Origin of the sequence: Polluticoccus soli, assembly GCF_029269745.1 — a bacterium.
Classification (GTDB): domain Bacteria; phylum Bacteroidota; class Bacteroidia; order Chitinophagales; family Chitinophagaceae; genus Polluticoccus; species Polluticoccus soli.
In genome coordinates this window covers 697,421-710,623 of sequence record NZ_JARJHT010000001.1, presented here as the reverse complement: position 1 = coordinate 710,623, position 13,203 = coordinate 697,421, and the positions used below count along the sequence as shown (strand labels likewise).

Annotated in this window: 10 protein-coding genes; 6 read left to right on the top strand and 4 right to left on the bottom strand. The window is 46.5% G+C overall.

What is annotated here, in order from left to right:
• Positions 1 to 220 precede the first annotated feature (220 nt).
• Positions 221 to 1,033 (top strand): acyl-CoA desaturase, encoded by an 813-nt coding sequence (locus P2W83_RS03340; protein ID WP_276132274.1) that lies wholly within the window; start codon positions 221 to 223, stop codon positions 1,031 to 1,033.
• Positions 1,034 to 1,110: 77 nt separating this feature from the next.
• Here the strand turns inward: P2W83_RS03340 and P2W83_RS03335 are convergent, their stop codons facing one another.
• Both P2W83_RS03335 and P2W83_RS03330 read right to left on the bottom strand, forming a co-directional pair.
• On the bottom strand, positions 1,111 to 1,413 hold the full coding sequence (locus tag P2W83_RS03335; protein WP_276132273.1) for a winged helix-turn-helix domain-containing protein: 303 nt from the start codon (positions 1,411 to 1,413) through the stop codon (positions 1,111 to 1,113).
• Positions 1,406 to 1,984: a hypothetical protein gene (locus P2W83_RS03330; RefSeq protein ID WP_276132272.1), complete on the bottom strand. Its 579-nt coding sequence runs from the start codon at positions 1,982 to 1,984 to the stop codon at positions 1,406 to 1,408. The genes P2W83_RS03335 and P2W83_RS03330 overlap by 8 nt, the downstream gene beginning before the upstream one ends.
• 174 nt (positions 1,985 to 2,158) lie before the next feature.
• Between P2W83_RS03330 and P2W83_RS03325 the strand changes: the two genes are divergently transcribed.
• From P2W83_RS03325 to P2W83_RS03310, 4 genes are all read left to right on the top strand, one after another.
• The gene (locus P2W83_RS03325) at positions 2,159 to 2,344 is read left to right on the top strand and encodes a hypothetical protein (RefSeq protein WP_276132271.1); all 186 of its coding nucleotides are present in this window, start codon (positions 2,159 to 2,161) and stop codon (positions 2,342 to 2,344) included.
• Positions 2,345 to 2,442: 98 nt separating this feature from the next.
• Positions 2,443 to 3,192 carry a gliding motility-associated ABC transporter permease subunit GldF gene (gldF, locus tag P2W83_RS03320; RefSeq protein WP_276132270.1) on the top strand — a complete coding sequence of 250 codons (750 nt, stop codon included), beginning with the start codon at positions 2,443 to 2,445 and terminating at the stop codon, positions 3,190 to 3,192.
• Between the two features lie 9 nt (positions 3,193 to 3,201).
• Positions 3,202 to 4,953, top strand: a complete 1,752-nt coding sequence (gene gldG, locus P2W83_RS03315) for a gliding motility-associated ABC transporter substrate-binding protein GldG (protein ID WP_276132269.1) — start codon at positions 3,202 to 3,204, stop codon at positions 4,951 to 4,953.
• A gap of 16 nt (positions 4,954 to 4,969) precedes the next feature.
• Positions 4,970 to 6,046 carry a DUF4340 domain-containing protein gene (locus tag P2W83_RS03310; protein ID WP_276132268.1) on the top strand — a complete coding sequence of 359 codons (1,077 nt, stop codon included), beginning with the start codon at positions 4,970 to 4,972 and terminating at the stop codon, positions 6,044 to 6,046.
• A 6-nt stretch (positions 6,047 to 6,052) separates the two neighbouring features.
• Here the strand turns inward: P2W83_RS03310 and P2W83_RS03305 are convergent, their stop codons facing one another.
• Positions 6,053 to 6,382 carry a hypothetical protein gene (locus tag P2W83_RS03305; RefSeq protein ID WP_276132267.1) on the bottom strand — a complete coding sequence of 110 codons (330 nt, stop codon included), beginning with the start codon at positions 6,380 to 6,382 and terminating at the stop codon, positions 6,053 to 6,055.
• Positions 6,383 to 7,004: 622 nt separating this feature from the next.
• Here P2W83_RS03305 and P2W83_RS03300 point away from each other — a divergent pair.
• Complete coding sequence (locus P2W83_RS03300) at positions 7,005 to 9,524, top strand: bifunctional UDP-N-acetylmuramoyl-tripeptide:D-alanyl-D-alanine ligase/alanine racemase (protein ID WP_276132266.1); 2,520 nt, start codon at positions 7,005 to 7,007, stop codon at positions 9,522 to 9,524.
• Between the two features lie 81 nt (positions 9,525 to 9,605).
• On the opposite strand, the gene P2W83_RS03295 is transcribed toward P2W83_RS03300, so the two are convergent.
• Entirely contained in the window at positions 9,606 to 13,097 is a 3,492-nt protein-coding gene (locus P2W83_RS03295; protein WP_276132265.1) for a zinc-dependent metalloprotease, read from the bottom strand.
• Between the last annotated feature and the right edge of the window lie 106 nt (positions 13,098 to 13,203).

The window sequence follows — 13,203 nt, the reverse complement described above, 5'->3', positions numbered from 1 at the left end:
AAGACGTCCGCTGGCTGCAAAAGAGAGCTCGGGTATTGTGAGACTATTTCTTTTAATGTGTTGGCAACCAGCGTTGCCCCGGATTTTCGATATTATTAACGGCTGTTGACCAATATCATCCCTCCGCCGCTGGCTTTTTGAGGCTGGGTTTCTGTATCTTTGCCCCCGCTCCGGGAGGCAGGGTGCCGATTGGACGATATTATTGATTTAAATTATCTGAATGGCGGTTCTTTTATTTTTCCTGGGGCATCATTATTTCTCCCTGTTTTTCCAGACTTTTTTCCAGCACCGCTATGCGGCGCATGCGGCTTTCCGTATGAGCAAGGGATGGGAGCGTTTCTTCTATGTCATTACATGGATCATGCAGGGTAGCTCTTACCTGAGCCCCCGTGCTTATGCGTTGATGCACCGCCTGCACCATGCATATGCTGACACCGATAAAGATCCGCATTCTCCCCAGTTCTCAAAAAACCTTATGGACATGATGCTGAAAACCTGGCGTTATTATGCCGCGGTTTACGATGGATCAATGCCGATAGAGGAGAACTATAAGAAGAATGTTCCGGATTGGAAATTCATGGATAGGGTAGGCCACTCATGGGCGTCACGCATTTTCTGGATGGGCGTTTACATTTGGTTCTATGTCACTTTCGCTACCTCGCCATGGATGTATCTGCTGATCCCCATCCACGTATTCATGAGCCCTGTACACGGTGCTGTCATTAACTGGTATGCGCATAAATATGGTTACGAGAACTACGAAATGAAGAATACTTCGGAAAACCTGTTCCCTATTGACCTGATCATGCTGGGTGAAGGTTACCATAACAACCACCACAAACATGCTTCTCGCGCTAACTTCGGCTCGCGCTGGCATGAGATCGATCCGGTTTATCCGTTCATCCTGCTGTTCGATAAGCTGCACATCATCAGGCTGAACAAGGCTTTGCCCGATGCCATTATGGGCGTGAACAGGCTGGAGCGCGATGCAGAGACCTTTGCTGCAGAGAAAAAGAAAGATATGGTTGGTTAATATCCCATTAGGGTAAAAAATAAGAAGAAAGGCACAGGATCATCCTGTGCCTTTCTTCTTATTGGGATATTGAAAACTTATTGTTGGCTCTTTTCTTCCGGCTCTATATACCCTTTCAGTGCGTTGACATAAGCCTCAAATGCCTGGATGCCTTTTTTACTGATCTTGCAGGTGGTGAGGGGGTAGTTGTTGCGAAACGACTTGTTTATTTCCACATACCCGGCCTGCTTCAGTTTTTCCAATTGGGCGCTCAGATTACCGGCCGTTGCTCCTGTTTTATCTTTCAGAAACTTGAATTCAGCTTCTTCAAGCGATACGAGCAATGAAACGACTGCCAGCCTGAGCTGCGAGTGTAGTATGGGGTCTAGTTCCTTAAACATTATTTCCTGCCAGGTGTTCTGTCTTATAACGTGCGTTCAAAATATATCCCGGTATGATATAGCCCATAATAACAGCGGCGGCCAAAAGTAATAACTGCTCCTCAAAGCCCACAAAAAAGGCAACCAGTGCACAGCACCAGCAAGCTATCGCTCCATATTTAAGCGCATTTGCCTCGAGCGCAGCACCGGAAATGAAAAGAGGAATAGCATACAGCATCATCACGATAGGAAAAGTATTCAGCTGCAGTTTACCCTGCATAAATAGCGTTAGTCCCAGCGAGATGCCAAAAGCAGCCCATGCGTTCCCGATCACCCTGCCAACATGCGTTTTTGTGCTCTGGCGGTTCCTGTCGCGGTACATCAGTATCATTTGGCCAACTGCGCCAAAGAACATTAAGCTCCAGGGCAGTGCATTGTATTCACTATTCATCCTGAGCAATATATACTGGCCAATGGCCGCTACACAGACCAGCCACCCCCACAGCAGGTATATATTGCCGTTATGGTTAAACTCTTTGCGGGCAGTCGATATCATTTCAGATATCAGGGCTAATTGCTGTTTGTTATCCATAGATTTAAATGTTTATAAATGTAAATGTAAACTAGTTTATAATTTAAACCAAAATATTTTTCTGTGAAATTCCGGAAACTGAAAAAGCTGAATTGATTTTATTTCCGAATATTGTTATCTTAGATAGGTACTTTTTTCAAGTATCCCATTGTTTGACTGCTCAGCTATATCCTTATGTTGCGAAGCATATCACAGAAACGAAATATCAATCATATCCGCCGCCTGCTGGTAAACATGGCTATTGGCGCCGCGGTAGGCCTGGTAATACGCTGGATAAGAGGGGTGGAAATAGCGCCTATGCTTTGCGCCCTGACATGTGGCGCCGCAGTTCTCCTCAAGATCAATAAAGAAGAGCATTAGGCAACTTCTTATCCTCAAAGGTTTAACACATTATCATGACAGGTAAACCGCTGTCATTTTGCTATATTTGCCCACCTTAAAACAGGAAACGGCAAATAATGCGCAGTGTTTTCATCAAAGAGATCAATTCTTTTTTCAGTTCAATAGTTGGCTATGTGGCGGTACTGGTTTTCCTGGTAGCCTGCGGCTTATTTCTATGGGTGATACCCGATTCAAGCATATTGGATTATGGGTATGCCAACCTCGACCGTTTTTTTGAACTGGCGCCATGGTTCCTGATGCTGCTCATCCCGGCCGTTACGATGCGCTCGTTCGCAGATGAGTTTCGCAGCGGTACTATCGAGTGGCTGTCAACCAAACCGCTGAGCGATATGGACATCATCCTGGGCAAGTACTTTGCATCGCTGGCACTGGTGGTATTCGCATTAATTCCTACACTGGTTTACGTGTACACAGTAGATAACCTGTCGCTGATCGAGAACAACCTCGACACTGGTAGCATCATAGGCTCTTACATAGGTCTCCTGTTCCTTGCTGGTGGGTTTACCGCGATCGGCGTTTTTTGCTCATCGATCACCAACAACCAGATCGTAGGTTTCCTTATCGGTCTTTTTGCCTGCTACCTGTTATACAACGGTTTTGAGTCGCTGAGTAAAATACCCTCGTTTGCTGAAGGCATCGACTATTACCTGAGCATGATCGGTATGTCATTCCATTATGGCTCTATCAGCCGCGGTTTGATCGACAGCAGGGATGTCATTTACTTTTTGTCGGTTATCGTATTGTTTGTTTCACTTACCCGCCTGTCACTGAACCGCCGTACATGGGATACGGCAACGCAAGATTGATAGTTATTCATGGCAACTAACACACAACCTAAAAGAAAAAGTCAGCAAAGGCAGGCTGCTTTCCGCCTGCTGATACTGGTAGCTATACTAGTTTGCATCAACATGCTGGCGGCAAGGTTTCACTATGGGCTCGACCTGACGCGTGAGAAACGCTTTACGCTTTCGACTGCTACCAAAAACCTGCTGCGCAATATGGACGATGTAGCAGTGGTGAACGTTTACCTGAAGGGTAATTTCCCCGCAGGCTTTCAGCGCCTGAGCGAAGCAACACGCGAGCGCCTGCAATCCTTCCGAGAATATGCTGGCTCTAAGATCGTCTTCCGTTTTATCGATCCTTTTGAAGGTAAGTCTGAAATGGAAAAGAAAGCGATATACCAGCAGCTTGTGACTAAAGGGATAATGCCTGTAGAGCTGAACGTGAAAGACGCTGAAGACGGCAGTTCGCAAAAAGTGATCTTCCCGTATGCGCTGGTACAATACAACAACCGCGAAATGGCGGTGCGTTTGCTCGATAATAAGATCGGCCTCACTCCGCTCGAGATACTGAACTATTCAGAGTCTATGCTTGAGTACAAGTTTGCCGGTGCCATTAATAAATTATCATCGCCTGCCAAACCTGAGATCGCATATATCATGGGGCATGGCGAAGCGCTGGGTGCTCACACTTACGATCTGCTGACAACACTTGCCGGTATTTATACAGTAGATACTATTGACCTCGTCAACAGCTTGTACATCTCACCTGTTTATAAAGCCGTTATCATCAACAAACCCACACAGCGTATCGACGACAGGGATAAGTTTAAGATCGACCAGTATGTAATGAATGGGGGGCGTGTGCTGTGGGCTGTTGAGTCGCTCAATGCTACAATGGACAGCATGCAGTTCCATAAAGGAGGTGATGTGAAATCTCCTGAGTTCCTGGCTATGGACTATGGCCTGAACCTGGACGATCAGCTGTTTAAATACGGTGTGCGCGTAAATCCAACCCTGGTTGAAGACATGCAATGCCTGGAGATACCAGTTACCGTTGGTGTCGTAAATAACAATCCGCAGATCGAGTTACGCCCGTGGATATATTTCCCATTATTTACCCCCGAGTCAAGGCATCCTATCGTCAACAACATGGGCGAAGTATTTGGCCGCTTTGTTAGCACAATAGATACTATCGCTAACCCGGAGATCAAAAAGACTATACTGTTGACATCGTCAAAATATAGCAGGGTATCGCAGGCTCCGGCACGCGTGAGTCTTGCCATGGTGCAATTCGCCCCACGTCCCGAAATGTTCAAACAGCCATCTCAGCCGGTAGCTGTGTTGCTGGAGGGTAAATTCAAATCTGTTTTCCAAAACCAGCTTACACCCCAATTCCTGCAGATACTTCGTGATTCGATCAAGCGTCCGTTCAAACCGGAAGCAGACAGCGCAAGCAAGATGATCGTGATCGCTGATGGTGATATGTTGCTGAATGATTTTACAGAATCGATGGGCCCTATGGAAATGGGATACTGGAGATTCACTAAGAGTCTTTACTCAAACAAGGCATTTATACTGAACTGTCTCGAATACCTCACCGACAATGCTGGTCTGCTGGAGGCACGTTCGAAAGACACACGTCTGCGTCTGTTGGATGGTGGTCGTGTACGGGATGAAAAGAATACGTGGCAGGCCCTTAACATTGGATTGCCTATTGCACTTGTATTGATATTTGCGTCGGCCTACCTGTTCTTCAGGAAGCGTCGTTATGAAAAGAAAGCTTAAGAAATAAACAGGGAGAATGAAAAAAAACATTGTCTATATAGTGCTGTTGGCTGTACTTGGTGCGGGTGTTTGGTATTTCCTTTTTAGCGATAAAAATGTGTTCGGTGTCAACGAAGCAGATTTTACTGTTAAGGACACAAATGCTGTCTATCGCATTTACCTGGCCGATAAAATGGGCAACGCGGTAACATTGGAGCGGAAGGAACAGGGATGGATGCTGGACAATAAGTATCCTGTGTTACCCTCATCTCTTGGTGTGTTGATGAAAACAATGGCTACCCAGGAAGCAATGTACCCTGTGCCTGAGAATATGCACAACTCGGTGATCAAAAACATGGCAGCTAAAGCGATCAAAGTTGAGTTGTACAACAAAAAGGGAGATCCTATGCAGGTGTTTTACGTAGGTGGCCAGGTAGGAGAGAATGCAGGTAGCTATATGCTGATGGAAGGCGCTTCGAAACCTTACGTGGTACAGATACCCGGCTTTGAAGGATACTTGAGTCCACGCTATAGCACGAAAGTAGCCGACTGGAGAGATCGTACAGTATTTAACGCCGCGCCTGAAAATATCCAATCTGTCTCAGTCACCTATCCTTCTGAGCCATTGAATAGCTTCGTACTGAATAGTGTTGGTAAGGAAAAATTTGAGGTGAAGATCGACCCGGCGCTGGCTCAAACAGGAACATTTAATGAGCGTAGGGCAACAGTGTATGCAGGTTATTTCCAGAACATCAATCTCGAAGGATATCTGAATGGTCTTCCCGGGCTTGATACTATGATCGCAGCGGCGAAAAAAAGGTGCACGGTGGAACTGGTTACAAAAGATGGTAAAAAACAGCTGGTAGATATTTACTGGAAACCACTTGGCAAACGAAGCAAGAACCTGGATGTGCAGGATCCGGATATCCCTGAGGGCTTTGATGCAGACAGGTTCTATGCTGTTTTCAACAATCAGAAAGACACTGCCATTATCCAGCGTGCCACCTTCGATAAGATGTTCAGAAGGTCGTTTGAATTTTACATGGCCGATCAGCAACCCGCTACAGCTGCAGATACACTACCCGGTGGCTCTGTGAAAATTCCAGTACACTAGTTTTCGCTAGGCTTCGATCGTCATGTCCAGGTTGGATTTCTGCTGCAGGTAACTGTCCAGGTCAATGTATAGGATACTATTGTCTGACCTATAGCGTGCCAGCAGGATCACATCGTAAAATGGGTGATGGTTTACATCCGAATTCGCATTCGGGTATCCGCTTTCCATAAAGTGATGTGCGACTATCCATTTGTTTACGTCATCGCATGGCGCAATGGTTACACACTCAATAATGCTGAAATCAGTAGGCTCAGTGGTGAGGGCATGGCCTACCAGGTGTTGGTAGTTGGCGCAAAGGGCTTTTGCTTCCGCATAGGTTAGCGATTGTTCTCTCATATCCGGTAAAATTTCGCCTCCAAGGCAGGAGGTATCAACACATGCAATCTAAGAAATAATAAAAACAGCTGAGTTGGTGTGGATAAAATAGTTGAGCTGTCGGGCCTATTTTATTGCCAATTATTTATAATGAAATAAATGCCAATATCTTCCATGAAAGTAGCAACGGGACACAATATGCGGGTAAAATACAATGCGAGGAAAAAAAGGGGCGCAGGTAATAGCATAGATCTCAAGGTACGGCCATGCACCCTTCATCAGACACTACACCTGCGCTTTATCGCAAGCGAAACATCCTTATCCTTCTGATGATTTTTTTAGGCCGTTGTTTGAGATCAGGATAATAGCGAAACGCTAAATATATTTTGGCAACTAAATGCCGCTTATGTTGCAGAACTTCTATTGAAATCGGCAGATCAGATCCACACCTTTCAACGTTTCTCCCTCTGTTAGAGAGAGATGCGAAATTAGAGATTAATTTTAAAACGCAAAGACAGCGATTAAGAAAAAAAGATATTTATTTTTTCGATATAGAAACTCTTTGCTGACCTGCGGCTCAATTTTTTACGGCCGGTAAACATACGATGCCGGTTGTGCGCTAATTTCAACTTTTATTACAGTAATGGTTACAGTAGAACAAAGAACGGATACAGGACAGATCTTGAAGTGGAGTAATGGTACATGGCTACAGCACAACGCTGATAAGGCCATTGAAGAATTAGTTATAGATACCAGGAAGATTGCTCAACCCTCACAAGCACTCTTTATTGCTTTAAAAAGCTCACGCCGTGATGGGCACAGCTTCATCAAAGACGCATACGAGAAAGGTGTCAGGAACTTCCTGGTGAGTGTGGAGCTGGATACAGCACCATTCCCGGATGCTAATTTTATCCTTGTAAAAGATACGCTTGTCGCGCTACAACAGTTGGTAGGTGCGCGCCGCAAGCAGTTCAAGATACCGGTTATTGGTATTACAGGTAGCAACGGAAAAACGATCGTAAAGGAGTGGCTCTACCAGCTGCTCAACGAAAGCTATAATACTGTACGCAGCCCTAAAAGCTATAATTCACAGATAGGGGTGCCGCTCTCCGTGTGGCTGATGAAACCGCAGCATAAGCTGGCAATATTTGAGGCAGGTATTTCTCAGCCCGGTGAAATGGAACACCTTGGTGGCATTATCCGGCCAGATATCGGTGTGTTCACCAATATTGGCGAAGCGCATAGCGAAGGTTTTCTCAACACCAGGCAAAAGATCAATGAAAAGCTGATGCTGTTTCGCTATGCGAGCCAGCTGGTATATTGTAAAGATTACCCCGAGCTAAATGAATGCGTAGTGCAATTCATGCACCAGTTAAAAGGGGCGGGAGGAAACCATCTCTCGTTGTTCACATGGTCGCAAAAAGTGGAGGCAGACCTGCAAATAAAGCATATCGTTAAAGATGGTAACAAGGCAAACATAGAAGCCTTATGGAAAGATGAGCAGCTTACGATCACCATCCCGTTTACAGACCCGGCTTCAATAGAAAACGCCATACATTGCTGGTGTGTGATGCTGCTCATGGGCATACCGCACGACGTTATCTCTACGCGTATGATGGCGTTGCACCCCGTGTCTATGCGCCTCGAGTTGCGACAGGGTATTAACGATAGCACCATCATCAACGACTCTTACAATTCAGACCTTACCTCGTTATTGATAGCGCTTGATTACCTGGAGCAACAGAAGCAGCACAGGCAGCATACTGTCATTCTTTCGGACATGCTGCAAATTGCCCGAGCCGATGCAGACCTGTACGAAGAGGTGGCAGAACACATCAGCAGACGAAATATCCAGCGCTTTATAGGCATTGGTCCTTCGCTTTATAAGAACCGGTTGTCGTTCAAAAAGAACAAAAAACTACGCAGTGTATTCTTTAAGTCTACAGATGACTTTCTGAAGAAATTTCACCTGATAACTTTCGACAGCGAAGCGATATTGCTGAAAGGAGCACGGGTATTTACTTTCGAAAAAATAGCAACGCTGCTCGAGCAGAAAGTGCATCAGACGGTGTTATCGATCAACCTTTCATCGCTTACCCATAATCTCAACGTTTTTCGCTCAAAACTGAAACCGGGTGTGAAGACAATGGCTATGGTGAAAGCCTTTTCGTATGGTAGCGGTAGCTATGAGATAGCTAACCTGTTGCAATATTCCGGTGTCGACTATTTGTCGGTTGCCTATACCGATGAAGGCGTCAGCTTGCGTAAAGCTGGTATTACCATGCCCATCATGGTCATGAGTCCCGATGCAACTTCATTCGACCGAATGATAGCCTGGAAGCTGGAGCCAGAGATATTCAGCACGCAATCTCTCAGGGCTTTTACCGCTATGGCGCAAACGCTGCAGGTGCAGGGTTATCCTGTGCATATTAAGTTGGACACAGGGATGCACCGCCTTGGTTTTATGGCGCACGACATAGAGCCGCTGGTGAAAGAACTGGAGCTGAATCCTTATGTAAAAGTAGCCAGTATATTCAGTCACCTGGCAGCCAGCGAAGACCCGGCTGAAGATGCATTCACTGCAGGGCAGGCAGCAGCTTTCGATCAGATGTCAAAACAGATAACGGATCATTTACCTTATAAGCCAATGCTGCATTTGTGCAACTCATCAGGCATTGTTCGTCACCCGGCATTGCATTACGATATGGTTAGATTAGGGTTGGGTTTGTATGGCGTCGAAAGCAGCAAAACGATGCAGAAGCAATTGCGGCAGGTAAGCACCTTAAAAACCATCATTGCGCAAATAAAGGATATTCCAGTAGGAGATACTGTAGGCTACGGACGAAAAGCTGTAGCAACGAGTGAAATGCGTACGGCAACGATCAGTATTGGCTATGCGGATGGCTATCCTCGTTCGCTGGGCAATAGCAAAGCGCATGTACTGATACATGGTAAGCCCGCTAAAGTTATTGGGGTAGTGTGTATGGATATGTGCATGGTGGATATTACCCACATTCCCGAAGCACGCGAAGGCGATGAAGTGATCGTTTTCAGTCCGGAACTGCCTATCACTCAGCTGGCGGAGTGGGCTGGCACCATCCCATACGAATTGATGACAGGTGTATCTCAGCGCGTGAAGCGTGTGTATGAAAATGAGATATAGTTTGTAACTGATATTATAAGCATAAAATGAAAAGGCCGCTAAAAAGCGGCCTTTCTCTTTTGTTATCTGTTATATCAACTACTACCTCTGTAAAGTGATCCTCGTTGTCGAAGACCTTCCATTCTCATCAGTTACCACTACAAAGTACATGCCGCTGGCAAGTGAAGCCAGGTCGATCACTTTGCTGGAAACATTTGAGGCTTTTTCTTCCATCAACTTCTGACCTACTGTGCTGTAGATGCCTACGGTCATATTCACATGGCGACCCCAGTCAACTGTCAGTTTACCCGTGGTTGGGTTGGGGTAGATGTTGGCAGCCTGCATGTTCACGTCGTTGATGTCCATCAGTGTTATGGTCAGTATGTTAGATGGTTTAGACCAGCAGCCGTTGTTGTTGGTTACTGCATAGTACTGGCCAAGTTCTCCCGGGTGGTATTTGCCGTCTTCGCCACCAGTCAGCTGTCCACCAGGACCAAACCACACGAACGAGCCGTTGATGTTAGTTACCAGCATGTTGTGCAGTAGCGAGATGATTGGTGGATTTGGTGTTATAGAGCGTACCATTGTAAGAGGTGCAGAATATCCGGTGTCTGGCAGGTAGCAATCTCCATCTGTTGGAACGATGCGGGCAATTACCACGTCATTGTTCAGCAGGTTGGTAGTGCTGTATACCGGATTGTTCAGGTTCAGCGGGAAACCATTCACCAGCCATTCGATCTGTGGATTGGTACCAGCGTCGGTAACAGTTGCTGTGAATTCAACCAGTGAATCCAGGCATCCTGGGTTGTTACCCTTAGTGATCGTGAAGGTGATCTTCGGAACCTTGCTTGGCGTTACATTCATTTGAATTGGAGCAGAAGTATCCAGTGTGTTTACAACGCAAGGATCTGTAGAGATCAAAACGCATTTCACCACGTCGCCATTCAGCAGGCTGGTAGTATTAAATACAGGGCTGTTAGCGCCGATCACAGGGCTGTTGTTGATCAGCCATTGGAACTGTGGTGCCGGTGGACCCGAATTAACAGGCGTAGCGCTGAACACTACAGGGTGACCAGAGCAGGCTGGGTTACCGCCAGATACCTGGGTAATAGTGATATCAGCAGTTTTCAGCTGTTGCTGGATAGCCGGTGCAGTTGCTGTAGCCGTTGGTATCGCAGCGCAAAGTGAGCTTGAAGTAATAACAACCGATACAACATCGCCGTTATTAAATGTTGAGCTGAATGTTGATGCGTTTGCGCCTGGAACATTAATGCTGTTTACACGCCATTGGTAAGACGGACTCGTACCAAGTACAGTACCGCCTGCGGTATATGTCAGCACCTGGCCGGCACAGCCCGGGTTAGTACCAACAGTCAACGCAATGCTTGCAGTTGGCGTTTTGGTCGTATGGTTTATGGTTATCGGAGTAGTGCTAAGTGTAGTGGTGAAATTATTACAGTTGACAGGTGTCAATGTTACTTGCAGGTAGTAAGAATCTCCGTTGCCTTGGTTCAGCACATTGTAAGTAGCACTGTTGGCACCGGGTATTGGGTTACCATTCCTGAACCACTGGAAGCTGGCGCCGCCTGTATTTGATTGGCTGGTAATGCCGAGTGTTACGACCTCATCAACGCAGGTTGGGTTAACACCACCTACGATACCAATACCTACTGAAGGAGCTACAAAGTCAGGACGGTAGATCACGAACGAGTCAGTGGTAGTGTCTACACCGCAGTTGCCAGGGAAGGCCATGCGAACCCAGATAGTGTCTTTATCACGGAAGGTCCAGTCAGGATACAGACCACCCGCACCAGTTGACGTCCATGAAGATGTATCGTTAACAGGCGCAACTGATGGTCCTGCAGTAACTGTAGGAGGTGCACCCGGAGTTTTCTTGAACCATTGGTACCACAAAGGCAGTGTTGAGCCAACTGGTTTTGCAATAAGCTTCATATAAGTACTATCGCACGATGGGTTACCGATGCCAGGAGCCAGGGTAACATCTACCAGACCTGGAACGATACCGCCGCCACCGCCAGCGCCACGGATGATCACTTCATAGTCTTCAGCTTGTCCGTTGCCCAGGTTAATGCAAGCTGTAGGGGTAGCAGGCGATGCCATTGTTGCTACACGCATTCTCAGCGGTATACAGCTTACAGCTGTCGTTGGCACAGTGAATCCACCCACGCCAAAAGGACGTTGGCCGTTACCGGCAGGAGGCGCATAAATAAGTTCTCCGGGGTCGGTAAATGAGCCGTTGTTATTATAATCGATCCATGCGCGCACGTTTTCGTTGGTGAAACCAACACGTGCTCTGAATTGGTAAGTGGTACCACCAATGAGTTCAACACGATGCTGGCAAGTACGATCAAAATAGTTGAGATTGCCATCTTCGGTTACACTGCCCGATATGGCATTCATCAGAAGCGTGTCAGGTTGTGAAGTGGTTTGTTTAACGATCGTTACCGCACGCAAGCCTTGGCTAGAGTTGGTACCGTTACCAGTTGGGTTACAGAATGCTGCAGCCACGGTAGCACCTAGTGGGGTAGCGCCAAGTGAAGAAATCAAAGATGACCTGGTTGTGGGCTGTCCCGCAATTGCAGTTAGATTCTGTAAGGCATCCCATACGCGCACGCGTTGACCAGGTGTAAAACGATCTTTACAGTTTGAGTAATCCATGAAGTTTCTTGGGCCGTTACCGTACTGTACACCAGTGCACGGGTTTATTGGTACCGGTACTTGCAATGACGGGCAGTCAAAATTCGATTGCCTTTGAGGCTCGGTGTCGGCCACGAAATCATCAGGTGCAGGAGGGCAGGTAGTTGTAGTTCCACCTTCAAATACGTGGTAAAGGTTGAACGCATGGCCTAATTCGTGAGTGATCACCGAATTGCCTACATTAACCGAAGCTGCGAGTACAACTGTACCATCTACAGCAAATGCAGTAGTTTGGGGAAAGTAAGCATAACCCGCGGTAAATACACCGCTGGAGCCATCCTTGCCATCGATCTCAGTTACTATCCAGATATTATAATATTCTGTTGAAGGCCAGCCGGGTACGGTTGCTTTCATTGCTGCGTCAGACAGGCCAGGTGAGCCAACACCGTCAGCATTGTAGGCACTGTTGCTGCTTAAGTCTATACGTTCAATACCGTTGGTGGGCCCACAGTTAGGGGTACGTGCTGCCAGCTTAAATACTATGGGAATGCGCGTTCCACCGTTCGTTTCAAGTAAGTGACCTGAATAAGAGGCCGTAAAAGCCTGGGAAAGATAGTTGACGAAATTTTGTATGGTTGCAATAGAAGGGTTTTTTTGAGTGCCTATAGCCTGCCCGGTATGCACAACGTGTACTACAACCGGTATTTCCCAGGCCTTGTTTCCGCCAAAAGTCGTAACCAGGGCTTGTGGATTGGCCTGTTGCTGCGCTAACCAGGCTGCAGCACTGACATTGAACTGGTTTACAGCAGCTGCATATTCAGGGTTGGTTTGCATCCTCTCCTTATGCACTTTATCAAAGCCGCACACCGGCTGAGCTTTGGATAGTGACACGGATGCTACACACGCCAGGAATAATAGCGTAAATTTTCGTATCATGCTTTTACAGATTTATTAAATCTTGAATAGTTATCTCGTAAAAATAAGACATTCATTAAAAAAATGCTAAAAGATTTTGAGAAAGAACCTTTTACCGTAAAAATCC

What these genes read in the sequence shown, in the direction of transcription:
- P2W83_RS03340 (WP_276132274.1), top strand. Translation starts at nt 221, where the DNA reads ATGGCGGTTCTTTTATTTTTCCTGGGGCATCATTATTTCTCCCTGTTT.
- P2W83_RS03335 (WP_276132273.1), bottom strand. Translation starts at nt 1,413, where the DNA reads ATGTTTAAGGAACTAGACCCCATACTACACTCGCAGCTCAGGCTGGCA.
- P2W83_RS03330 (WP_276132272.1), bottom strand. Translation starts at nt 1,984, where the DNA reads ATGGATAACAAACAGCAATTAGCCCTGATATCTGAAATGATATCGACT.
- P2W83_RS03325 (WP_276132271.1), top strand. Translation starts at nt 2,159, where the DNA reads ATGTTGCGAAGCATATCACAGAAACGAAATATCAATCATATCCGCCGC.
- gldF (WP_276132270.1), top strand. Translation starts at nt 2,443, where the DNA reads ATGCGCAGTGTTTTCATCAAAGAGATCAATTCTTTTTTCAGTTCAATA.
- gldG (WP_276132269.1), top strand. Translation starts at nt 3,202, where the DNA reads ATGGCAACTAACACACAACCTAAAAGAAAAAGTCAGCAAAGGCAGGCT.
- P2W83_RS03310 (WP_276132268.1), top strand. Translation starts at nt 4,970, where the DNA reads ATGAAAAAAAACATTGTCTATATAGTGCTGTTGGCTGTACTTGGTGCG.
- P2W83_RS03305 (WP_276132267.1), bottom strand. Translation starts at nt 6,382, where the DNA reads ATGAGAGAACAATCGCTAACCTATGCGGAAGCAAAAGCCCTTTGCGCC.
- P2W83_RS03300 (WP_276132266.1), top strand. Translation starts at nt 7,005, where the DNA reads ATGGTTACAGTAGAACAAAGAACGGATACAGGACAGATCTTGAAGTGG.
- P2W83_RS03295 (WP_276132265.1), bottom strand. Translation starts at nt 13,097, where the DNA reads ATGATACGAAAATTTACGCTATTATTCCTGGCGTGTGTAGCATCCGTG.